Here is a 23,372-nt window from a genome sequence, read left to right as displayed (position 1 = left end):
GAGGGTTTATGAGATAAACAAACGTTTGTCACTGATACTTGCGTATAAGCTCCGCCGTTTGATATTCTTCTTTCAGATAGGTCTCGATATGTCTCTTTTTCTTGTCTTCGAGGATCTCGTCGATGGCGATCAGAATGCCGGTTTCTTCCACTTCGCCGAATTCATGATTGATGGCTGTGCCGAAGACGCGCATCTTGGGCGAGAGGCTCATGTAGGCATTGACCAATGGCGGGACGTTGATACCCAGCTTGCGCACTTCCTGGTTCAAGACTTTGTAGTTGTCTTTGAAGTTGTCGTGCGGGAAGAGTGCTTTCATCTTCTCGATGTCCGTATCGGTTTGCAGGGCATGGATCGGGGTGATCAGCCGGTCCGGATCGGGGAAATGCAGTCCGAGGAAATAGAGCACCATATTGCGGGCTTCCGTATCGTAGGTGTTGTACATGGTCACTTTGCCGAAGTAATACTTCAGTGTGGGGTCGACGACCGAGAGCGCGCCCAGCCCGTCCCAGAGGTTATCCAGGATGAACAGCCCTTTCTTGGCTCCTTCGCGCGTCGCCTGATATTCCAGGGTGACGAAAGAACGTCCCAATTCAACGGTGTACGGAAGAAACTCTTCGATAAACTGTTGGGAGAAGTTGAATAGGTGGGCCGTGGCCAATAGCGGTTTGCCAGCGGCATCGAACCGGACATCGCTTCCGCAGATGAAACGATACCCGCCCAGAATCTCTTCGTCTTCCGGACTCCAGACGATCAGTTGCCGGTAGGCATCGTCCATGGTGTCGTATTCGTCGATATCGACGGATTGTCCCGTCCCGCCTCCGTATTCGCGGAAGGCAACTTCCCTCAGCCGGCCGATCTCCTGCATGAGGTTGGGTGAGTCGTGCGCCGTAATGATATAGATCTCATTCTGAGATTTATTGGTCGTACGGAGCATTTTGTCTTTGGTCAGTTCAGACTTTAATAGGGCCCGGTCAATCGGTTTAATAATTTCCTGCATTATCATATAGTTCTCAGTGTGTGTGTTTATTTCTTTAATCCGTAGGAGATTGCTTTGACCCATCCGGCCCATTCGGTCGCTTTCTTGCTCGGATCGAACGTTTGCCAGGGAATGGGTTCCCCGAAGTATATCTGGTATGTCGCGTGTTTGCTTTTGAAAAGTTCGTCGGAGAGGTAAAGCATCTCGTAGTTCATCTTAATGCCCAGCTTCACCCGCAGATTTGCCAGGTTGTAGAAGAAATTGGAATTCCTCCCTACGAAATGAATCGGAACGATATCTCTTTGATACTCGACTGCTTTCTGGATAAACGATTTCTTCCACTCCAGATCGACGATCTCGCCTTTGATCTTCCGCGAGCAAAGGCCGGCCGGGAAGGTGATGATCTGATTGTCCGAGGCGTAGGCCTCTTCGGTCGCTACCGCGGTGCTTTTGGCCTGCTTGCCGTGTTTGTTCACCGGGATAAAGATCGAACGCAGGTTGGGGATGAACAGTAAGAGGTCGTTGACCGGATAGCGTATATTCCCGTTGAAGCGTTCGCCCACCAGGGCGGAAAGGCAAATGCCGTCCAAGCCGCCCAGCGGATGGTTGGAGGCAAAGATATACCGCCCTTCCGTCGGGATATTCTGCTCGCCGTGCAATTCCAGTTTGAGATCGAAATAGTGAATCAACTCTTTCATAAACTCCACCCCGTCCTTGTCGTGATACCGGGTCAGGATGTAGTTCAGCTCATCCTGGTGAACGATCCGGATAAGGTAGTTGAGTAGAAAGCGGGGGACCTTGGTGGCCACAGATGGCGCTTTGGTCTTTAAGATGTTTTCTATGTCGATATATTTCGTGACGTTCACTTGCATCCTTCCTAAGCTAATGATGGACAAATATAGTATTTATAACAATTCGCCCGGCAGTTTTTTTGTTTTTTTGCCCGCAAACTCGGAGAACCCGGCTATTAAAACAGGTTAGAGGTACCTCAAAAATGATTTAGAGGTACCTCAAAATCCGTTTTGACGTACCTCAAAAATAGTTTTGACGTACCTCAAAATCATTTTTGACGTACCTCTAAATTGTATTTGCAGGTCTCTTTTGGAAAATAGCCGGCCGCATCCCGAAAAGTCTTGCCGGGTTGTTGAAAACTTTTTTTGCTTTTTCTCTTTGATTATTTGGATTGTATTGCAATAATGCACTAATTTTACAAGCAGAAGATAACACCCTTGCTTATCAGTCATCTAAGTGGTGTTAATTTAAGGATTAGTTTAACAAAAGAGCGTCTGAAAGTGGAGCATTTGAATTATCATATACCGGTTTTACTCAGAGAGAGCCTGGAAGGTCTGGCTATGGATCCGGCAGGTGTGTATGTAGATGTTACTTTTGGCGGCGGCGGCCATTCGCGAGCGATCCTGGAGCGGTTGGGGGCGGATGGACGGCTTTATGGCTTCGATCAGGACGCGGACGCGGAGCGGAACATACCGGATGATCCTCGTTTTGTCTTTGTGCGCAGCAACTTTCGTTTCCTTTCCAACTTCTCCCGTTATCATGGTATTGGCGGTCAGGTGGCCGGTTTGTTGGCCGATCTGGGCGTTTCTTCCCATCATTTCGACGATGAGGAGCGGGGTTTCTCTTTCCGTTTCGATGGGTTGTTGGATATGCGGATGAATTACCGGGCAGGAAAGACAGCGGCGGATGTGTTGAACACCTATTCCGATACCCAGCTGGCCGATATGTTCTTTTTCTACGGCGAACTGAAGATGTCGAGGCGCTTAGCTTCCGCGATTGTACGCGAACGGCAGACGCGCCCTTTCCACAAGATCGAAGACCTGTTGGACGTGTTGAAACCTTTCACGGGTCGGGATAAAGAGAAGAAGTTTCTGGCTCAGGTGTTTCAAGCCTTGCGCATTGAGGTGAACGATGAGATGCGGGCGTTGCGCAACCTGTTGGAGCAGACCTTATCGGTCTTGAAACCCGGCGGACGTCTGGTGGTCATTACCTATCATTCGCTGGAAGACCGGCTGGTGAAAAACTTCCTCAAAACGGGGAATTTTGAGGGCCGGAGCGAACAAGATTTCTTTGGAAATGTTTATAGTCCATACCGCCTGATCAACAATAAAGTCATCGTGCCTTCGGAAGAAGAGATCGAAAGCAATCCCCGGTCGCGCTCAGCCAAGCTGCGCATTGCCGAACGCGTGGAAGAGAAGGCGCGGAATATTTAATTTGTAATACGTAATTCGTAATTGATACTAATGGGAAAGGAACCGAACAAAACAAAGAAGAAAGAGAAGCGGCTCTCTCTCTTATACATTCTCGGAGGTGGGATCCTGAAGGAGGATTTCATTATCAAGCATACCCGGATGATTGTGTTATTGGTTATCCTTGCCTTCTTTTTTATTGGGAATCGCTATTCCTGCATGCAGAAGCTGAAGGAGATCGATCGCTTGCAGCAGCAGTTGCGCGATATCCGTTTCGAGGCATTGTCGATCTCCTCCGAATTGACCGGGCAAAGCCGCCAATCCCAGGTCGAAGTGCTCGTGGAAGAACAAGGTATTGAATTGGGAGCCGCCCAGAGCCCTCCCTATGAAATCTATAAATAAAGATGTCGGAAGAGAAAGAGATACAGAAAGATGAGTCCCGGAATAAACGGATATTAATCTGTTATTTTATCATTGTGCTCTTGTTGGGGCTGGTGGCTATGGGTATTGTAGCCCGGGCTTTCGATACCGCTTTTGTGGAAAAAGAGAAATGGGTGGAGATTGCCGAAGGACAGAAGCGACCCGACCGTATGGTATTGCCCGGACGGGGTAATATCTATTCCGCCGACTGGAAGCTGATGGCAACCAGCGTGCCCAGCTATTACCTGTATTTCGACTTCAAAGCGGAAGGCTTCAAACTGGATACCTTCCTCTATTCGAAAACGAACGGGGTCGATTCGCTCTCGTTCTACCTCTCGCGCAAACTGAAAGACCGCACCCCCGCCGGTTACAAAGCCTACCTGACGGAAGGGCTGAAAAAGAAAAGCCGTCAATTCCCCATTTATCGGAAGAGAGTATCCTATTCGGATATGAAAGAGATACGTCGATTCCCTTTCCTGCGCTTGCACCGGAATTATAGCGGGTTTTATACCAAAGAGATGGTCGAACGCGATAAACCGTTCGGCACGCTGGCTTCACGCACGATCGGAGATATCTACGGCGAGCTGGAAAACTCGGGTGTCTCGAAAGGAAAGAACGGCTTGGAGCTGCAGTACGACTCCTTATTGAGAGGCGAGGCCGGTTGGAATTCCGTTCGCCGCGTGGGCGGGAGCTGGACGAATGTGACCGAGATCGAACCCGTCGCCGGAATGGACATCCGTACGACTATCGATATCAACATACAGGATATCACCGAGAAAGCCTTATTGGATATGCTCGCAGCGATCGAAGCGGAGTCGGGAACGGCGGTCGTGATGGAGGTGGCGACGGGCGAGATCAAAGGCATCTCCAACCTGGGACGCACCTCGAACGGTCATTATGCCGAGATGAAAAACCATGCCGTTGCCGATGAGACCGAACCGGGATCGACCTTTAAGGTCGCTTCGATGATGGTCGCCTTGGAAGACGGTGTCTGCCAGCCGACCGATACGGTCGATACGGGAAACGGGATCTATATGGTAGGTAGCTCGCGCATGACCGACCATAATTACAACCGGGGAGGATACGGGCGGATCTCGGCCGAGCAGGCGATCTGGTACTCCTCGAATATCGGTGTGGCCAAGATCATTATGAAAGGATATACCCAGAACCCGACCAAGTTTGTCGAAGGACTGCACCGCGTCGGTATGGCGCCCGACCTGAACCTGGAGATTCCCGGCTCGGGACGGTCGAAGATCCGTTTCCCCAACGATACACTCCAATACTGGTCGCGCACGACATTGCCCTGGATGTCGTTCGGCTACGAGACCCAGATCCCACCGATTTATACCCTGACCTTCTTCAACGCCATTGCCAATGGAGGTAAGATGATGCGTCCGATGTTCACGAAAGAGATCCTGAAAGACGGGAAGACGGTGAAGAGCTTCTCCAGCGAAGTGATCAAATCGTCGATCTGCTCGTCGTCGACCTTGAAGATCATACAGGATATGCTGCTTGGCGTGGTCGAGAAAGGTACGGGCTCCGCTGTGCATTCGGATCTGATCCGTATCGCGGGCAAGACCGGTACGGCGCAGATCGCTTCGGGCGGAGTCTACCGCACCAGCGGTCATCAGGTGGCTTTCTGCGGCTATTTCCCGGCGGAAGATCCGCAGTATACCTGTATCGTGGTGATCCGGCGTCCGCGCATCGGTTATCCATCCGGCGGAACGATGGCAGGAGGGGTGGTCAAGAATATCGCCGAAAAGATCTATGCCAGTGAGATGGCTTTCAATACCCGCAAGATGGAAAGGGATTCGTTGGCCGTGCGTGTGCCTGCCGTCAAAGGGGGTGATCGGAAAGCGGTTGAAGAGGTGTTGGATCGCTTGGATATTAAAGTCCGGAAGGATAGTGTCGAGACCTCTTGGGTCGTGGCATCCGTCGACAAAGAAACACAGGATCTGCACTTGCGCGACGTCAAGGTCCGCGAGGGGTTGGTGCCGTCGGTTGTCGGCATGGGTGCAAAGGATGCCGTCTATCTCCTGGAGATGGCGGGCTTGCGAGTCAATCTTTCCGGAGCCGGAAGGGTGGCCGCCCAGAGTATCTCTCCGGGTAGCCGGATCGTGAAAGGACAAACCGTTTTATTAACGCTGAGATAAACGAGATGGAACTGAATAAATGGATAAAAGTATTGGATCAACCGGTGGTTACGGGAGATCTGTCGGTTGAAATAAAAGATATACAGTCCGACTCAAGGAAAGTCGGAAAAGGAACCCTTTTTGTTGCCGTCAAAGGTACGGCGGTCGACGGGCATACGTTTATCCCCGCCGCGATTGAAAAAGGAGCAGTCGCTATTGTTTGCGAAGAAGAGCCCGTATGCGCCGGCCCGCATCCGGTGATCATCCGGGTGAAAGATTCGGCGGAAGCCTTGGGATTATTACTCTCCGAGTGGTACGGACGGCCTTCGGAAAAGTTGACCCTGGTCGGAGTCACCGGCACGAATGGGAAAACGACGATCGCTACACTCTTGTATGAGATGTTCCGCATGATGGGACATCCGGTGGGATTGATCTCCACTGTCTGCAACTATATCGACGGCGAAGCGGTGCCCACCGAGCATACGACTCCCGATCCGCACACCCTGCAAGCCTTGTTGGCGCGTATGGTGGAAGCCGGATGCACACACGCCTTTATGGAAGTCAGCTCGCACGCGGTAGACCAGAAACGCATCAGCGGACTGGCCTTCGATGGCGGGATCTTCACCAACCTGACCCGCGACCATCTGGATTATCACCTGACGGTAGAGAACTACCTGAAAGCCAAAAAGAAATTCTTCGACGACCTGCCGGCCGCGGCATTCGCCCTGACGAATGTCGATGATAAGGTGGGCGAAGTGATGCTTCAGAATACGGCGGCAACGAAGCTGACCTACTCCCTCAGGACACTGGCCGACTTCAAAGGCAAGATCCTGGAGTCGCATTTCGAAGGGACGGAACTGGTGTTCAACGGCAAAGAAGTCGTGGTGCATTTTGTCGGTCGTTTCAATGTCTACAACCTATTGGCTGTTTATGGCGCTGCCGTGGCCTTGGGCAAAGAGCCGGAAGAGGCTTTATTGGTGTTGAGCGCCCTGCGCCCGGTCTCCGGCCGGTTCGAAACCATCCGCTCGCCCAAGGGATATACCGCCATCGTGGATTACGCCCATACGCCGGATGCCCTGACCAACGTACTGAATGGTATCGCGGAAGTACTGGATGGCAACGGACGTATCATCACCGTGGTCGGCGCCGGAGGAAACCGCGACAAAGGGAAACGCCCTTTGATGGCGAAAGAAGCGGCGCGGCTGAGCGACCAGGTTATCCTGACCTCCGATAATCCCCGCTTCGAAGAACCGGAAGAGATCATTAACGATATGGTCGCCGGATTGTCTGCGGCCGATCTCGAACATACATTGTGTATTACCGATCGCGCGCAGGCAATCAAGACCGCGACGATGTTTGCCCAAAAAGGTGATGTGATCCTGATCGCCGGCAAAGGGCATGAAGACTATCAGGACATCAAAGGCGTGAAATACCATTTCGACGACCGCGAGAAGGTGAAAGAAATATTTAGGACACAACCGGCATAAAAGAAAAAAGAGATGTTATACTACTTATTTACCTATTTGGATCAATTGGATCTGCCCGGAGCAGGGATGTTTAAGTATATCTCCTTCCGCTCAGGCCTGGCATTGATCTTGTCTTTGTTTATCTCCACCACGATCGGCCGACGTATCATCGATAAGTTGCGCCGGGAGCAGATCGGCGAAACCGTTCGCGACCTGGGGCTGGAAGGGCTTTACAGCAAGAAAGGAACGCCAACGATGGGTGGGATCATCATTATCATTGCGATCCTGATCCCTACCTTACTCTGTACACGATTGGACAATATCTATATCATCCTGATGCTGATCACCACCGTATGGCTGGGCGTTATCGGCTGGACGGACGACTATATCAAAGTGTTCAAGAAAGACAAAGAGGGCTTGCGCGGCCAGTTCAAGGTGATCGGGCAGGTCGGATTAGGCTTTATCGTCGGATTGGTGCTTTACCTGAGTCCGGATGTGGTGATCCGTGAGAATATAGAAGTTTACAACGGAGAGAATGCCATCGAAGAAGTGCAGTTCCAACCGAATGAAACCAAATCGACAAAGACCACCATCCCTTTCCTGAAGAATAACAACTTTGATTATTCCACCTTGGTCGATTGGGCCGGACCGTACAAGCAACCCTTGGCCTGGATCCTCTTTGTCCTTGTCGTGATCTTTATTGTCACAGCCGTATCCAATGGAGCCAACCTGACCGACGGACTGGACGGGCTGGCGGCCGGTAGCTCGGCGATCATCGGGGTGGCCTTGGGCATTCTGGCCTATACCTCCTCGCACTTCCAGTTTGCTTCTTTCCTGAATATCATGTTTATCCCCGGGGCGGAAGAACTGGTGATCTTTGCCGCCACCTTTATCGGGGCTACCGTCGGTTTCCTCTGGTATAACTCCTATCCGGCGCAGGTGTTTATGGGTGATACGGGTAGCCTGACCTTGGGAGGTATCATTGCGGTGTTTGCCATCATCATCCGGAAAGAGCTGTTGATCCCTATCCTGTGCGGTATCTTTCTGGTGGAGGTCGTGTCGGTGATCATCCAACGCTTTTATTTTAAATATACCAAAAAGAAATACGGAGAAGGACGCCGGGTGTTCAAGATGACCCCTTTGCATCATCATTTCCAGAAAGCGGGGAATGCCGGGATCGAAGCCCTTATCCAGAAGCCTTTTAATGTCGTGCCCGAATCGAAGATCGTTGTTCGTTTCTGGCTGATCGGCATTATCTTGGCCGTGATAACCATTGTAACGTTAAAGATGAGATAAAAGAGGCCCCACCAACCTCCCCCAAGGGGAGGCTAATGAGGCAAAGAAATAAAGAGATGAAAGAACAAGATAAGATATTGGAGGGGCCGTCTCGTCGCATAGTTGTTCTGGGCGGAGGAGAGAGTGGAACCGGTGCGGCTATTTTAGCGCAGAAAGAAGGTTTTGATGTTTTCCTCTCGGATTTCTCAACCATATTCCCCAGCTACAAAGAAAAGCTGGATGCCTATTCCATCCTTTGGGAAGAGGGGCAACATACGGAAGAGATGATCCTGAATGCCGATGAGGTGATCAAGAGCCCGGGTATATCCGATAAGGCGCCGATTATCCGAAAGCTGAAAGAGAAAAACATACCGATCATCTCCGAGATCGAGTTTGCCGGACGGTATACGGATGCCAAGATGGTTTGCATCACCGGAAGCAACGGAAAGACCACTACGACCATGCTCACCTATCATATCCTGAAGAGCGCGGGCCTGGATGTCGGCCTGGCGGGAAACGTTGGGAATAGCCTGGCGTATCAGGTGGCCGAAGAACCGCATGATGTCTATGTGATCGAACTGAGCAGCTTCCAGTTGGACAATATGTACGACTTCAAGGCGGATATCGCCGTCTTATTGAATATCACTCCCGACCATCTGGATCGTTACGATTACGAAATGCAGCACTATGTGGATGCTAAGTTCCGTATCATTCAGAATCAGACCGAAAAGGATGCCTTTATCTTCTGGAATGACGATCCGATCATCACGCGGGAGATCTTGGAGCACCACCCGGGAGCGACTGTTTATCCGTTTGCCGAAAGCTACCATCCGGGTGTACGAGCTTATATGCAAGGGGAGCAGTTGGTGATTGAGACCGATCACGGAACCTTCACCATGGAAGAGGATCTCTTGGCGTTGACCGGCACACATAATCTGTATAACTCCCTGGCATCGGGCATTGCAGCCAAAGTGCTCGATATACAGGATGAATATATACGGGCGGCTTTGAGTGACTTCAAAGGCGTGGAGCACCGGTTGGAGAAAGTCACACGCGTGCGGGGCGTTGATTATATCAATGACTCGAAAGCAACGAATGTCAACTCCTGCTGGTATGCCCTGGGCAGCATTCATACCCGGATCGTACTGATCTTAGGCGGTACGGATAAAGGAAATGATTATACGGAGATCGAAGAGTTGGTGAAAAAGAAAGTGCGGGCGTTGATCTTCCTGGGAAAAGATAATACGAAACTGCATTCTTTCTTCGACGGAAAGATCGACCGGATCGAAGATGCCGGTTCGATGCAGGAGGCGGTGGCGAAAGCCTATCAACTGGCGGAAAAGGGCGATACGGTATTGCTCTCTCCCTGTTGTGCCAGCTTCGATCTGTTTAAGAGTTACGAAGACCGGGGCGATCAGTTTAAACACTATGTAAGGGAATTATAAATTATGAATTGTAAATTATAAACCTTGCGAGGATGTACATTGGCTTATAATTTATAATTAACAATTAACAATTAAGGACGTGGATTTAGCAAGTAAACTATTCAAAGGCGACCGGGTGATATGGATCATATTTATGTTCCTGTGTCTGATTTCTGTCGTGGAGATGTTCAGCGCCTCCAGTACGATCACCTATAAGGCGGCAAACTACTGGGCTCCGGTAGTCAAGCATGCCTCTTTCCTTTTTGTCGGTTTCATACTTATATTGTTGATCCACAATATCCCTTACCGTTTTTTCTCTGCCTTGATCATTGTGCTGCCTATATCCATGGTCTTATTGGTGTTGACACCTATGATGGGGGTCTATGCGAATAACTCTTACCGGTTTATGGAGATCATGGGGATCCAGTTCCAACCTTCCGAACTGGCGAAACTGTCGCTTATCGTTTTCATCTCTTTCCTGATGAGTAAACGGAGCCGGTTTTCGGAAGACAATATCTTTAAGTACTCGCTGATCGCGATGTGTATCACCTGTGTACTGATCCTTCCCGAGAACTTCTCGACCGCCTTTATGCTCTTTGCCGTTTGTTTCTTGTTATTGTTTATCGGGCAGGTTCCTTTTCTGAAGTTATTGAAACTGGGCGGCGGATTGTTGTTGATCGGGGTATTGCTCTTCCTGTTTTTCCACTTCATGCCCGAAGGGGTCGAAGAGAAACTACCCAAACGATTCAGCACCTGGCGGGCGCGTATCGAACGATTCAGCCAGCCGGAGGAAGCGATTGAGATCAGTGCGAAGACAGGATATAAGATTCCGGATGATATTTTTCAGGAGACGCATGCCAAGATCGCGATTGCCAAAGGCGGTGTTTTCGGGAAGATGCCCGGGCATGGGCAGCAAAGGGATTTCCTGCCGCAGGCTTATTCCGATTTTATCTATGCCATTATCATCGAAGAGCTGGGTATGGTGGGCGGACTCTTTGTCTTGCTCTTGTATATCATGCTCTTGGTGCGGGGAGGCATGATTGCCCGGCGGTGTGAGAAGCCGTTTGCCAAGTATCTGGTATTGGGCTGTACATTGGTGGTGGTCGTGCAGGCCTTTGCCAATATGGCGGTGGCGGTCGATCTGATCCCGGTGACCGGACAGCCTTTGCCGTTGATCAGCCGCGGGGGGACTTCGATCCTGATCACCTGTATCTATATCGGCATCATCTTAAGCATAAGCCGGTTCGGAGCGAATATAGGCAATGAAGAAGATGTCTTGCCGGAAGAGAAAGAAGTAGACAATGTATTGTCGGAAGAAGAAATGCAATCCGTTTTGGCTTCGGTAGAAGTGGAAACCATAGAAGAAGCAAATATATGAGACCCTATAGATTTATCATCAGCGGAGGCGGTACAGGCGGGCATATCTTCCCGGCGATAGCGATAGCCAACAAGATAAAAGAACGTTATCCGGATGCGGAGATCCTTTTTGTCGGCGCGGAAGACCGGATGGAGATGGAGAAGGTACCTGCCGCCGGTTATCCGATTGTCGGTTTGCCCGTCAGCGGACTGGATCGTGCCCATTTGTTGAACAATATCAAAGTCATCGCCCGCTTGATCAAGTGCCTGCGGTTGGCGAAAAAGACAATCCATTCTTTCCGGCCGGATGCCGCGATCGGTGTAGGTGGATATGCCAGTGGCCCGACCTTGTGGATGGCTGCCTCGGCAAAGGTGCCGACGCTTCTTCAGGAGCAAAACTCGTATGCCGGGGTGACGAATAAACTATTGGCCAAAAAGGCGAAGAAGATCTGTGTGGCGTACGACGGTATGGAGAAGTTCTTCCCCGCCGAAAAACTGGTGATTACCGGAAACCCGGTGCGCAAAGACCTGGAAGAGTCGGTCGGCAAACGGGAGGAAGCCTTGGCATTCTTCGGACTCTCTCCGGAGAAAAAGACCATCCTGGTGGTGGGAGGCAGCCTTGGGGCGCGCACCATTAATCAAAGTATCCAGGGGCAGTTGGAACGGTTCATCGAAAAAGATGTTCAACTGATCTGGCAGACCGGACGTCACTATTATGCCAAAGCGCAAAAACAGCTGGAGCCCTACGGTACAAGGGCTATCTGGTGTTCCGACTTTATCACCCGGATGGATTATGCTTATGCCGCCGCCGACCTGGTCGTTTCGCGGGCGGGAGCCGGTTCCATTTCGGAACTCTGCCTGTTGAAAAAGCCGGTGATCCTTGTGCCGTCGCCGAACGTGTCCGAAGATCACCAGACGAAAAACGCGTTGGCTTTGGTGTATAAAGACGCCGCCCTGATGGTGCCGGATGCCGATGCCGGAGAGCAGCTGGTGGCTGTGGCATTGAATGTCGTAGCGAACGAAAGCCGCTTGCGGTTGCTGAGTGAACACATTGCCGCACTTGCTCAGCCGAACAGTGCGGATCGGATCGTGGATGAGATCATTAAAATGATTAATGATTAATTATTAATGATTAATGGAAGATAAGAAAGCTATATATTTTGTTGGAGCAGGAGGCATTGGCATGAGTGCCCTGATCCGCTATTTCCTTTCCAGAGGAAAAAAGGTTGCGGGTTACGACCGCACCGCTTCGGAACTGACGGAGAAGTTAAACCAGGAAGGAGCAGCCATCCATTATACAGATGATATAACGCTGATCCCCGACTATTGCCGCGACCCGGAAGAGACATTGGTGGTTTATACCCCTGCCGTTCCCGATACGCATACCGAACTTTGCTGGTTTCGCGATCACGGCTTCACCCTTATGAAGCGGGCACGGGTATTGGGCGAGATCACCCATTCCGCCCGGGGGCTTTGTGTGGCGGGTACCCATGGCAAGACGACCACCTCGTCGATGATTGCCCATCTGTTGAAGCAATCCCATGTCGATTGCAACGCTTTCCTGGGCGGGATCCTGAAAGGGTACGACAGCAACCTGATGCTTTCGGCAACGAGCGACCTGACGGTGATCGAAGCCGATGAGTTCGACCGTTCGTTCCATTGGCTCACGCCTTATATGGCGGTGATCACCTCGGCCGATCCGGATCACCTGGATATCTACGGCACGGCCGAAGCCTATCGGGAAAGCTTCGAACATTTCACCTCATTGATCCGTCCCGACGGCACACTGGTGATGCGTAAAGGCATTGATCTCAGTCCGCGTTTGCAAGCCGGAGTCCGGTGTTATACCTACTCGGCGGAAGAAGGAGGCGACTTCCATGCCGAACATATCCGTATCGGCAACGGGGATATCTTTTTTGATTTCGTCGGTCCCGATGTGCGGATCCCCGATGTGCAACTGGGTGTGCCGATGCATGTGAATATCGAAAACGGCATCGCCGCAATGGCTATCGCCTGGCTCAATGGAGCCACTGCCGACGAGCTGAAAGCGGGAATGGTTGGTTTTGCCGGACCGCGTCGCCGGTTCGACTTCCGCCTCAAGACGCCCGATCAGGTGTTGATCGATGACTACGCCCATCATCCGGTCGAACTCCGGTCGAGCATCCTCTCGGTCAAAGAACTTTATGCCGGGCGGAAAGTGACGGGCATCTTCCAGCCGCATCTCTACAGCCGCACCCGCGACTTTGCCGATGAGTTCGCTGCCGCTTTGTCTCTTTTGGACGAACTGATCCTGTTGGATATCTACCCGGCGCGTGAAGAACCGATACCCGGAATTACCTCCGAAATGATTCTGGAAAAGGTGACGATAGCCGATAAAACGCTTTGCCGGAAGGATCAACTTTTGCATTGTCTTACAAACCGGAAAACGGATGTTGTACTTATGTTGGGTGCCGGAGATATCGATCGCCTGGTTGAGCCCGTACAACAACTGTTAGCTAAAAACAAGCTATAATTATGGTTCGCTTTCTCTCTCTAATCATTGGTTTATTGCTGTTGGGATATATCTTCCTGGCCTCTTTCTATTTTACCGATAAACCGTCGGACAAGGAATGCGACGAAATACTGATCGTGGTGAAAGACAGCCTGAACAAACATTTCGTCAACGAACAGGATGTCTTGACCGTATTGAAAAAGGTCGATCTGGATCCGCTGAACAAACCGATGAACCAGATCAATACCGAAAGTATAGAGAAAGAACTGATGAATAACCAGATGATTGCCAACGTCGAGGCGTATAAGACCCCTTCGGGTAAGATCAAACTGGAGATCGAACAGAAGATACCGGTGCTTCGTGTGATCGGCGCCGGAGGAAGTTATTATGTCGACAACCGGGGAAGCACCATGCCGGTGAGCGCCCGCTACGTGGCCCATGTGCCGGTAGCCAGTGGGAATGTGGAAAAAGAACTGGCAGTAACCGACTTATACAAATTTGCACTATTTTTGCAAAAGAATGATTTTTGGAATCATCAGATCGGACAGATTTATGTCGATTCAAGAAACGAAGTCGAATTAATCCCTATGGTTGGTAATCACCGGATTGTTTTAGGCACATTGGATGCTTTTGAGGAGAAGCTGGAAAACTTACAGCTTTTCTATGAACAAGTCATACCCAAAATGGGTTGGGAAAGATATAAGATCATTAACCTGAAGTATAAAGATCAGATAGTTTGTACTAAAAAATAAAGTTTATGGCATATACAGATTTCATTGCGGCGATAGACCTGGGCTCTTCTCAATTGACAGGAGTCGTAGGCGTGAAGAACTCATCGGGCAGTATCCGGGTGATAGCCTATGAAGTAGAACCTTCGGGCTCTTTTATCCGGCGAGGATGTGTCTTTAATATCGAAGAGACGGCAGCGAAGATCAAAAGTTTGTTGAGCCGGATGGAACGCAAATTGGAAGGCGGACGCATCGCGAAGGTCTATGTCGGTATTGGCGGACAGTCGTTGCACACCCAGGAGTATGCGGTGGTCAAAGAACTGGCTTCCGACTCGCGCATCACCGATGAGGTGGTCGATCTCTTGTTTGAAGAATGCCATATCTATAAACCGGCGCAGTTGGATGTGCTCTACACCGTTGCCCCGACCTATTACCTCGACGGACGGCTGGAAGTGAATCCGGTGGGTGTGCCTTGCAAGCGGATCGAAGCCCGCTTCAACCTGGTGGTGGGACGCCCTTCGGTGCGTAAGCATATCGAGACCAGTATCGTAGAGAAGGCCCAGAAGAAGATCGCCGGCCTGTTGATCTCTCCCCTGGCCCTGGCCGATGCCGTATTGCTCGATCACGAGAAAGACCTGGGTTGTGCCCTGATCGATATGGGTGCGGGCGTGACTACGCTCTCGGTCTATAAGAGTGGCAAACTGCAATCCATGGCGGTTATCCCCCTGGGCGGTGCATTGATCACCAAAGACCTGATGACCCTTCCCCTGGTCGAAGCCGAGGCCGAACGCATCAAGATCATTTACGGAAACGCGATTGTCGACAAAGAAGATACCTCGGTGGTCACGGTGAACGCCGTCGACGGGGTAGGCCGTGATGTGCGCCTGGCGGAGATCAATCATATCGTCGAAGCACGTGCCAAAGAGATTCTGGAGAATATATTCATGCAGCTCGAAGCCATGGGGGGTGTCGACCGCCTGGGTGCGGGCATTGTCCTGACCGGTGGGGCTTCCTACCTGCGCAATGTGGCGGAATTGATCCACCGGCGCCTCAAACGCGAAGTACGCTACGCGACCGTGCGCAAAGAGGTATTGGAGAACCCCCTGCAGTTGCCCGTCGATAACCTGACGGCTGTCGGCCTGTTGTTGCAAGACACGGAAAACTGCGCGGTGGTGCCCGAGAAGAAGCCGCAGGCTGCACCTGTTCCTACACCCGGCCTGTTCGGCAGCGAAGAGATCGAAGAGGTCGCTCCTCCGGTGAAAAAGCCGGAGCCTGTAAAAGAGGAAAAAGATACAGGGAAGAAAGGAAAAGGCCTTTTCAAAGGCCTGGGCAAGAAGTTGGAAAGCTTTGGTGGAAACCTCTTTGGTGAAGAGGATATGTGATAACCCAATTGTTTACGAGTAAAAAGAAAGACGATGGACGAAGATCAATTATTGGATTTCGATTATGCCAAAAGTGGCAATCCGGTCATTATAAAAGTAGTAGGTGTCGGTGGCGGAGGCGGTAATGCCGTCAGCCATATGTTTGAAGAAGGGATCGAAGATGTTTCTTTTCTGCTTTGCAATACCGACGAACAAGCTTTGCGCCGTTCGCGAGTGCCCGACCAGATTGTGTTGGGACGCAAGGTGACACAGGGCTTAGGCGCCGGTAATATCCCGGAAAAAGCACGCCTGGCCGCCGAAGAGAGTGCGGCGGATATCCGCGACCGATTGAACGACGGCACCAAGATGGTGTTTATCACTGCCGGAATGGGTGGAGGAACCGGTACGGGAGCGGCTCCGGTGATCGCCGGTATCGCGCAGGAGATGGGACTCTTGACCATCGGTATCGTGACGATCCCTTTCCTTTTCGAACTCAAACCCAAGATCATGCAGGCCTTATTGGGCGTGAAAGAGATGGAGAAGAATGTCGATGCTTTGTTGGTGATCAACAATGAGAAGCTGATCGAGATCTTCGGCAAACTCTCCGTGCGCCAGGCCTTTAAGCGCGCCGACGATACCCTGACGATCGCCGCCAAGAGCATCGCGGAGATCATCACCCATCCGGGAGAGATCAACCTGGACTTCGCCGACGTGCAAACAACCATGCGCAAAGGGGGTGTGGCACTGATGAGTAACGGCTACGGCGAAGGTGAAAACCGCCTGCGTATCGCACTCGACGACGCCCTGCATTCGCCCCTGTTGGGCAATAAGAATATCAAGCGGGCGAAACGGATCCTGTTCAATATCTGCTCGAGCGAAGAACACGAACTGATGATGGACGAGATGGATAACGTACGCGGCTTTATGGCCGAGACCAATCCGGGTGTCGAAGTGATCTGGGGTACGGCGATCGATAATACCTTGGGACCGAAAGTCAAGGTGACGCTCTTGGCTACCGGTTTCACTGCCAACGAGATCTCGGATGAGGTCGAACGTGAATTCACCGACGACACGCTCACCGACGGGGAACGTCGTCGCCGGGACGAAGAAGAACGCCGCCGCCGGGAAGAGGAAGAATATCGCCTGAAAAAACTGATCGACGAGTACTATGGCGATACGGGCAATAACATCAGCTCGTCGCGTGTGCATATCGAAGTACTCGCTCCCGATGAACTGGATAACGACGTGTTGATCTCTATTCTCGAAGATACGCCAACCTATATGCGTAAACCCAAACTGATGGAAGAAGCCCGTGCGAAGATGCCTCCGGCACCCGAAATACCGGTTCCGGCGGAAGAAGCCTCCCCTTCTTCAAGCGACAAACCCATCATCCGCTTCTAATTAATAATTAATCATTAATAATTAATCATTTAATACAAATGGATTTATTCGATCAAATCAGTAATGATATAAAAGAAGCCATGAAGGCGCAGGATAAAGTGCGCCTGCAGGCTTTGCGTGGAGTGAAAAAAGAGTTTCTGGAAGCGAAGACCGCCAAAGGAAGCGAGGGTGAACTGAGTGACGATGCCGCCACCAAGATCCTGATGAAGATGGTCAAGCAGCGCAAAGATAGCGCGGCGATCTTCGTCGAGCAGTCGCGCCCCGAGTTGGCCGAAGACGAATTGGCGGAAGCCCGGGTGATCGAGGCCTACCTGCCCAAACAGATGAGCCCGGAAGAGCTTGAAGCCGCCTTGCAAGCGATCATCGCCCAGGTTGGTGCCGCCGGCCCGCAGGATATGGGTAAGGTCATGGGCATGGCCACCAAGGCACTGGCCGGAAAAGCCGAAGGACGGGTGATCTCGGAGGCCGTCAAACGGCTACTCGCCTGACGTGGGGCTTAGGCGCCGGGATCACCGTAGCCGTACTGGCCTGGTTTGTCGTCTGGAAAATCCGCCGATAGCGAGAAGAGGGGGAAGAAAATCGGTAGATTTCTGAACTCTGATTCTACTGATTAAATGATTAACTATGAGTCAGGATTTGTGTACGATCGTCCTGAAAGGACAATGAGCGCTGAAAGCGCGTAATACATCAGCCCGGGGTCAGAACCTTGAAGAGGTTCGCCACCCCGGGTTAAGGATACATATAAAAAACGGAGCGCTGAAAGCGCGAAAGCAAATCTTTCGCGCTTTCAGCGCTCTGTTGTGTGTGGGTGTGTTGTGTTCCCGACCTCAGTAGTTGGTAGTGGGTAGTGGGTAGGCGCAAAGCGGTCAATGGAAGGGAATTTGAAGGTCTTTTAGGTCTTTAAAGTCATTAAGGTCTTTTAGGTTTTTTCACTGACCTAAAAGACCTTAATGACCTAAAAGACGTCAAAGACCTATGAGTCGCGCATCTTCACTTCTCACAATAATTGAAAACGCGCCACGCGCGTGCCGAAGGCTCTCTCTTGCCGTCAGTTTCAACTGACGGTTTTTAAGCCGGAGGCGCAGCCTCTTCCGCTGTGGGTTTCAACCCCAGCATCACTGCTCTTACTTTGTGTTCTTCGCGCACCGTGGTTACTAATTCCTAAACAGAAAATCAAGTTAGAACCACCACGAACACGAAGGGCACAACGCTTTTTTTTGTTTACAATATATTCGCTGGATAATCACAGAATCTTAAAACTTTGTGTCCCTTCGCGCACTTGGTGGTTAGAAAAAAACAAACAACCAGGTAGTGGTTTTGAACCACGGAGTTCCGTAAGTTTCACGAAGTATATGTGTGATTGATGATTTGAATTCGGCTCTTACTTTGTGTCACTTTGTCAACTTTGTGGTTCATCTCTGAATCTGATGCTGGGGTTAAAACCCGCAGCGGTTGAGGCTACGCCTCCGGCTCAAAATCCGTCAGTTGAAACTGACGGCAAGAGAGAGCCTGCGGCGCGCGCGTGGCGCGCAGTTTGCTAACATCTTAAATCCATGTGATCCGTGGCTAAAACCCAAAAATATCCTCCGAACAGAGTTTTTCGTTTTTTTACTTACATCATACAGGATTTTCTTTTGCCTCTGTATATCAATCATATAGCTGTTTTAGATAATAAAAAGAGCAGTGAAAATCCTGTAAGTAACTTTCTGGTACCTGTTGGAGAGCTCCAATAGTGATCGGTTTAACATTGTCGCCTGTCCCGGCTGTATGATGGTAGTAAAAAAACGAAAAACTCTGTTCAGAATGATCGGTTTACCACTATTTGTCGTTTACATTAGTTAACATCTGTCATTCGACTACCAAGCCGCCTCTTTTACCGAAAAAGCCGGCAGGGTTTCCCCAAAGGCCGGCGGAGTTTGGCCAAAGGCCGGCAGGGATTTTCCAAAGGCCGGCGGCCTTTTCCGGGAAGGTCTGACGTTTTTTTAAGTATTTCTCTACCTTTCACCTGAAGCGCTGATCAATACAGGGATCTGGCGCTCGGGTGAAAGGTGAAGACCGGACTAAAAACTTTTATGTGGTAAAACATTGCATTTTGCTCGACCAAAGTACGAAGCTTATACGTAGCTCTATTTCAGTCTATTATCGTGAGCATTCATTTGTTGATAATTATCAACAAATGTGTTGACAGTTGTCAACAAACATCTACTCCTTGTCTTTACTGCCGCAATCCCCCTTTTTCAAACTACCGGTAGTTTGCGAACAAAGTATTAGTAGTTTGCGAACAAACTACCGGTAGTTCGCGCGCAAACTACCGGTAGTTTCTGAAGGGGATGTTAATGCTTTATTTTCAGTGGTTTAGAAATCGCATTGAAGAAAATCGGAAGATTTTCTTCGGTAGTTGGTAGTGGGTAGTTAGTAGTTGGTAGGCGCGGAGCGGGGAATGGAAGAAAATCGGGAGATTTTCTTCGGTAGTGGGTAGTGGGTAGGCGGTAGTTGGTAGGCGCGGAGCGGTGAATGGAAGAAAATGTGAAGGAGCAGGATAATAGCAAGTGGACTATCTCGGCTCCCCTTCTTAGAAAAGAAGGGGGTGGACCAGAGCCGTAGGCGATGGTGGGGTAGTTTGATCCTAATTTTGTATGAGATAGGTATTTATCATTTGTCAGAAGATCAAACTGCTCCACCACGGCAAGCCGTGGTCCCCCTCTTCTTGTCTAAGAAGAGGAGCCAGGATACCGATATCGTAAACCTTCACATCTCAAACGATTTGAAGACGCGCGCAGCGCGTAAGGCGCACACAGAGAAGCCAGGATAGATCACTGCGTATCATCGCTGTAGTCCACCCTGGCCCCTATTCCCAATTAAAAATTAACAATTAACAATTAATCATTAATCATTAACCATTACCTTCCAGCTCTGCTGTCCCGCCCGTACGATATAGATACCGGCCGGCAACGTAAGGGTACGCGAACCCCGAAGCCCACGAAGTTGCACCATGTTTTGGCCGGTTATACTATAAACTGTCACGTCCACCGCAGTGCCCATTTCGTTTTCCACTTTCAACTTTCCACTTTCAACTATCACGCGAACGCCCTGCGTCAGCGAGGCGTTCGACGTGATCGAACCTCCTTTGATCACCACAGTAACAGCCGTGGTCACGCGGTCGATGGTGTAGGACAGGGATGCTCCCTCCCGGGCTTCGCTTCGAAGAACCTCCCCTTGGGGGAGGTTGGTGGGGCTTATCTCCTGTCCGTTGGCAAAGACATGTACATCCGCCGGATTGATCTCATCGGCAAGGGTCAATCTAAAGGTGAAGCTGTTGCCATACGCCACCCGATGCATTCCGGCACCTACATCGTAGGTGATGCCTTGCACTTCGGGCAGGGTAACGGTATATTCGCGCAAGGCGATCACGATCGAGTGTTCACCGGTGACGGGCAGGATATAGCCGTAGTAGGTATTGCCGGCGGGCACGGTAAAAGGTGTGTCTACACCGTCGATCAAGAGCATCACATCCTCCGCCTTGAGTGTCGGATCCTCGGGCAGGAACTGCAGGAAGAGATGATCGCCATCGGCGATCTGGTGCGTGCCGGCAGTGATGCCGTAAAGATTGACTCCCGAAGCCAGCTCAAGGGTGAGGGCATGGTAGGTGGTGGCCTTGGGCGTGTCGTCCGGATTATAGGGGAACGCGCCCATATCGACACCATCCTTGCCTTTGCCGATAGCGGGGCTGCCGGCCTGCAGACGGAAATCGTAAGCACCCGCATTGGGGTCGGTATTAACAAAGCGCGGGTCGCAATCTGCACCAATCAGATTCGTTCCGTCATTCTCAAAATCATAGTCGTCGAGATTTCCGATCAGGTTATAAGAGAATGTGCCGTCCGTACTCCCCAAAGTCCCTACGATCGGTTCACCCTCTTCATCCACTCCATTCCACCAAAGGATATTATTGATCCAGGTTGTATAGTAGGCCCCAACGAGATCGGAACGACTACCACCACCACCATAGATTGTATTATGGGTCAGCGTGGCATTTAGTACTTCTATGGCGCTACTATAGTAGCTCTTATTTCCATAGAATAAATTATGGCTCAGCGTGACATTTTGGGAATTCTCTGAATGGTAATTATAGACGAAAGCTCCGCCACCTTGACCGCTGCTGTCACCGCCTGCGTTATCGTATATTGTATTGTAAGTCAGGTTGAAAGAGTTGTTGGCTTCCGAATTCGAGTCTGACCACCAGCAGATTCCACCACCGCCATAGCTGGCCTCATTCCCATAGATTGTATTATGGCTCAATTCGACCGAGCCTTCGGCATAGATGCCGCCGCCATAATTATAGCGAATAGACTGTCCATTCACGGTTATAGAAGACTGTCCATTCGCCCTTCCCCCGGTAATCGTAAACCCGTCGAGCGTTGTAGTCTCCTCTTCCGAAGAAACCATAATCACCACGTGGTAGCAGTCTCTTGTTCCAGGCTTTTCGCCTTCTTCGTCTACTTCGCCTTCTTCCGTATCGATATCGCCCGAAAGGATCGTTTCATAGGTTAGCCAGTCGCGCTGATCCAATGTCTCCTCTTCTCCTTTAAAACCGCCATAGACCTGGATGCCGGAAGGGATCACAAAGGAACGGTCGCGGTCGTCTTTGATGATTGCCTTGTTGTCGGCAATATACTTCGGCTTATAGGTGCCTTGGGCGACCCAGATTTGTTTGACCTCATTTGCCGGATCGGCAGCAAAGCGCAGGGCTTCATTCAGGCTGGTGCCATTAGCCCAATCGGATCCGTTGCCACTATAGTTGTCTATATCGGTATCGACATCCTCCTGGTCTATCACATAGACAATGCCATTTTTATCCGCTTTTAGTGTATAAGGATAGACACCCATATCAACGATCTGGTCATCCGCACCGCCCTCTCCTTTTATTAAGCCCATACCGATCGCCGAGCTATAAGGGGAAAGACGAAAATCGTAAATACCGGCATCGGGGTCGGTATTAACAAAGAGCGGGTCGTAATCTGCACCAATCAGATTCGTTCCGTCATTCTTAAAACCAGAGTCGTCGAGCTTTCCGATCAGGTTATAAGAGAGTGTGCTGTTAGAACAATCCAATATCCCATCCCAGATGATATTATTGGTCAAAGTTGTTTTGATGGCATAGACGGAAGTGTTATTAGTTCCGTTATTCTTATAGATTGTATTATGGTTCAGAGTCGCACCTTCGACATGCATGGCGCCACCATAAGAGCCCGCCTCATTCCCATAGAATAAATTATAGTTCATCTCGGCTGAGCCATCTCCTGCGTTCTCGACGTAAACGCCACCGCCGTCGTTATTGAGTGTTTTGTTATTACAGATTATACTGTGGGTTAGTTTGAATGAGCTATTGCTTCCCGCTTTTGCTGCCCAGTAAATTCCGCCACCCGTTCTTTCGGCCACATTCTCTTTGATTGTATTATGGCTTAATTCGACTGAGCCAAAGGCATAGATCCCGGCGCCATACTCTCGATAGACAGACTCTCCGTTCACTGTAATAGTCCCAGAATTATATTTCGACTTCCCTCCGGTAATCGTAAACCCGTCGAGCGTAGTAGTCTCATTTTCCGAAGAAGCCATAATCACCACGTGGTAGCAGTCTCTTGTTCCTGCCTCTTCGTCTTCTTCGTTTTCTTCCGTATCGATATCCCCCGAAAGGATCGTCTCATTGGCTACCCAGTCGCGCTGTTCAAGTGTGCCACCTGCCTCCGGGAATCCGCCAAGCACGGTGACACCGGCAGGGATTACAAAGGCTTTGTCGCGGTCGTCTTCGCTTGGCTCGTCGCCGGCAATATACTTCGGCACATACGTGCCTTTGGCTACCCAGATCGCATCGCCGCTTTGGGCTTTATTTAGTGCTTCGGCCAGGTCGATAGCCTTGTCCCAAGCGCTACCGTCACTGTCGGCATTGGGTTTCACATAATACGTCTCCGCCATCACCTGTTGCGGCAAGACAAATCCGGCGATCGCCAGGATCGTTAAGAGATAGAGTAATTTCTGTTTCATTTTCTTTTGTGATTATACTTGTTGTTTATTCTAATTCATTGTTTAATAGGAAAGGCTACCGTAAAGCCTTCTTCATTTAGCCCTGCAACAAGGGCAGCCCCT

16 protein-coding genes are annotated in these 23,372 nt (G+C 50.6%); 13 read left to right on the top strand and 3 right to left on the bottom strand.

The annotated features are described in order from the left end of the window. Positions 1-28: 28 nt before the first annotated feature. Positions 29-997, bottom strand: coding sequence for a GNAT family N-acetyltransferase (locus tag M2133_RS02935; RefSeq protein ID WP_277464474.1), 969 nt, complete (start codon positions 995-997; stop codon positions 29-31). 26 nt (positions 998-1,023) lie between these two features. Continuing rightward, complete coding sequence (locus M2133_RS02930) at positions 1,024-1,848, bottom strand: 1-acyl-sn-glycerol-3-phosphate acyltransferase (protein WP_277464473.1); 825 nt, start codon at positions 1,846-1,848, stop codon at positions 1,024-1,026. A gap of 414 nt (positions 1,849-2,262) precedes the next feature. Between M2133_RS02930 and rsmH the strand changes: the two genes are divergently transcribed. The 13 genes from rsmH to M2133_RS02865 all read left to right on the top strand — a co-directional run bounded on the left by rsmH (position 2,263) and on the right by M2133_RS02865 (position 17,719). Beyond that, positions 2,263-3,201, top strand: coding sequence for a 16S rRNA (cytosine(1402)-N(4))-methyltransferase RsmH (rsmH, locus tag M2133_RS02925; protein ID WP_277464720.1), 939 nt, complete (start codon positions 2,263-2,265; stop codon positions 3,199-3,201). Between the two features lie 30 nt (positions 3,202-3,231). Next, complete coding sequence (locus tag M2133_RS02920; RefSeq protein ID WP_277464472.1) at positions 3,232-3,579, top strand: FtsL-like putative cell division protein; 348 nt, start codon at positions 3,232-3,234, stop codon at positions 3,577-3,579. Positions 3,580-3,581: 2 nt separating this feature from the next. Continuing rightward, the gene (locus tag M2133_RS02915; protein WP_277464471.1) at positions 3,582-5,750 is read left to right on the top strand and encodes a penicillin-binding transpeptidase domain-containing protein; all 2,169 of its coding nucleotides are present in this window, start codon (positions 3,582-3,584) and stop codon (positions 5,748-5,750) included. 5 nt (positions 5,751-5,755) lie between these two features. Next, positions 5,756-7,216 carry a UDP-N-acetylmuramoyl-L-alanyl-D-glutamate--2,6-diaminopimelate ligase gene (locus M2133_RS02910; protein WP_277464470.1) on the top strand — a complete coding sequence of 487 codons (1,461 nt, stop codon included), beginning with the start codon at positions 5,756-5,758 and terminating at the stop codon, positions 7,214-7,216. Positions 7,217-7,228: 12 nt separating this feature from the next. Beyond that, the gene (gene mraY, locus M2133_RS02905; RefSeq protein ID WP_277464469.1) at positions 7,229-8,491 is read left to right on the top strand and encodes a phospho-N-acetylmuramoyl-pentapeptide-transferase; all 1,263 of its coding nucleotides are present in this window, start codon (positions 7,229-7,231) and stop codon (positions 8,489-8,491) included. 56 nt (positions 8,492-8,547) lie between these two features. Beyond that, a complete protein-coding gene (gene murD / locus M2133_RS02900; RefSeq protein ID WP_277464468.1) occupies positions 8,548-9,915 on the top strand; it encodes a UDP-N-acetylmuramoyl-L-alanine--D-glutamate ligase in 1,368 nt (455 codons plus the stop codon). Positions 9,916-9,994: 79 nt separating this feature from the next. Further along, positions 9,995-11,272, top strand: a complete 1,278-nt coding sequence (locus tag M2133_RS02895) for an FtsW/RodA/SpoVE family cell cycle protein (protein ID WP_277464467.1) — start codon at positions 9,995-9,997, stop codon at positions 11,270-11,272. Further along, the gene (murG, locus tag M2133_RS02890) at positions 11,269-12,372 is read left to right on the top strand and encodes an undecaprenyldiphospho-muramoylpentapeptide beta-N-acetylglucosaminyltransferase (RefSeq protein ID WP_277464466.1); all 1,104 of its coding nucleotides are present in this window, start codon (positions 11,269-11,271) and stop codon (positions 12,370-12,372) included. Before M2133_RS02895 ends, murG begins: the two co-directional genes overlap by 4 nt. 13 nt (positions 12,373-12,385) lie before the next feature. Further along, a complete protein-coding gene (murC, locus tag M2133_RS02885; RefSeq protein ID WP_277464465.1) occupies positions 12,386-13,762 on the top strand; it encodes a UDP-N-acetylmuramate--L-alanine ligase in 1,377 nt (458 codons plus the stop codon). Positions 13,763-13,764: 2 nt separating this feature from the next. After that, positions 13,765-14,493, top strand: coding sequence for a cell division protein FtsQ/DivIB (locus M2133_RS02880; RefSeq protein ID WP_277464464.1), 729 nt, complete (start codon positions 13,765-13,767; stop codon positions 14,491-14,493). A 5-nt stretch (positions 14,494-14,498) separates the two neighbouring features. Further along, positions 14,499-15,851 (top strand): cell division protein FtsA, encoded by a 1,353-nt coding sequence (gene ftsA / locus M2133_RS02875; RefSeq protein ID WP_277464463.1) that lies wholly within the window; start codon positions 14,499-14,501, stop codon positions 15,849-15,851. A gap of 33 nt (positions 15,852-15,884) precedes the next feature. Further along, positions 15,885-17,231 carry a cell division protein FtsZ gene (gene ftsZ / locus M2133_RS02870; RefSeq protein WP_277464462.1) on the top strand — a complete coding sequence of 449 codons (1,347 nt, stop codon included), beginning with the start codon at positions 15,885-15,887 and terminating at the stop codon, positions 17,229-17,231. 38 nt (positions 17,232-17,269) lie between these two features. Beyond that, positions 17,270-17,719 (top strand): GatB/YqeY domain-containing protein, encoded by a 450-nt coding sequence (locus tag M2133_RS02865; protein ID WP_277464461.1) that lies wholly within the window; start codon positions 17,270-17,272, stop codon positions 17,717-17,719. A 2,398-nt stretch (positions 17,720-20,117) separates the two neighbouring features. Here the strand turns inward: M2133_RS02865 and M2133_RS02860 are convergent. After that, positions 20,118-23,270 carry a right-handed parallel beta-helix repeat-containing protein gene (locus M2133_RS02860; protein WP_277464460.1) on the bottom strand — a complete coding sequence of 1,051 codons (3,153 nt, stop codon included), beginning with the start codon at positions 23,268-23,270 and terminating at the stop codon, positions 20,118-20,120. Positions 23,271-23,372: the final 102 nt, after the last annotated feature.

The organism is Parabacteroides sp. PF5-6, assembly GCF_029504695.1.
GTDB lineage: Bacteria > Bacteroidota > Bacteroidia > Bacteroidales > Tannerellaceae > QVMG01.
This window is presented reverse-complemented; position numbering and strand designations above follow the sequence as displayed.

Excerpts from the sequence above, each read along its gene's own strand:
- M2133_RS02930 (WP_277464473.1), bottom strand. The coding sequence starts at position 1,848 with ATGCAAGTGAACGTCACGAAATATATCGACATAGAAAACATCTTAAAG.
- murG (WP_277464466.1), top strand. The coding sequence starts at position 11,269 with ATGAGACCCTATAGATTTATCATCAGCGGAGGCGGTACAGGCGGGCAT.
- ftsA (WP_277464463.1), top strand. The coding sequence starts at position 14,499 with ATGGCATATACAGATTTCATTGCGGCGATAGACCTGGGCTCTTCTCAA.
- M2133_RS02880 (WP_277464464.1), top strand. The coding sequence starts at position 13,765 with ATGGTTCGCTTTCTCTCTCTAATCATTGGTTTATTGCTGTTGGGATAT.
- M2133_RS02865 (WP_277464461.1), top strand. The coding sequence starts at position 17,270 with ATGGATTTATTCGATCAAATCAGTAATGATATAAAAGAAGCCATGAAG.
- murD (WP_277464468.1), top strand. The coding sequence starts at position 8,548 with ATGAAAGAACAAGATAAGATATTGGAGGGGCCGTCTCGTCGCATAGTT.
- murC (WP_277464465.1), top strand. The coding sequence starts at position 12,386 with ATGGAAGATAAGAAAGCTATATATTTTGTTGGAGCAGGAGGCATTGGC.
- M2133_RS02860 (WP_277464460.1), bottom strand. The coding sequence starts at position 23,270 with ATGAAACAGAAATTACTCTATCTCTTAACGATCCTGGCGATCGCCGGA.
- M2133_RS02910 (WP_277464470.1), top strand. The coding sequence starts at position 5,756 with ATGGAACTGAATAAATGGATAAAAGTATTGGATCAACCGGTGGTTACG.
- M2133_RS02915 (WP_277464471.1), top strand. The coding sequence starts at position 3,582 with ATGTCGGAAGAGAAAGAGATACAGAAAGATGAGTCCCGGAATAAACGG.
- M2133_RS02935 (WP_277464474.1), bottom strand. The coding sequence starts at position 997 with ATGCAGGAAATTATTAAACCGATTGACCGGGCCCTATTAAAGTCTGAA.
- ftsZ (WP_277464462.1), top strand. The coding sequence starts at position 15,885 with ATGGACGAAGATCAATTATTGGATTTCGATTATGCCAAAAGTGGCAAT.
- mraY (WP_277464469.1), top strand. The coding sequence starts at position 7,229 with ATGTTATACTACTTATTTACCTATTTGGATCAATTGGATCTGCCCGGA.
- M2133_RS02920 (WP_277464472.1), top strand. The coding sequence starts at position 3,232 with ATGGGAAAGGAACCGAACAAAACAAAGAAGAAAGAGAAGCGGCTCTCT.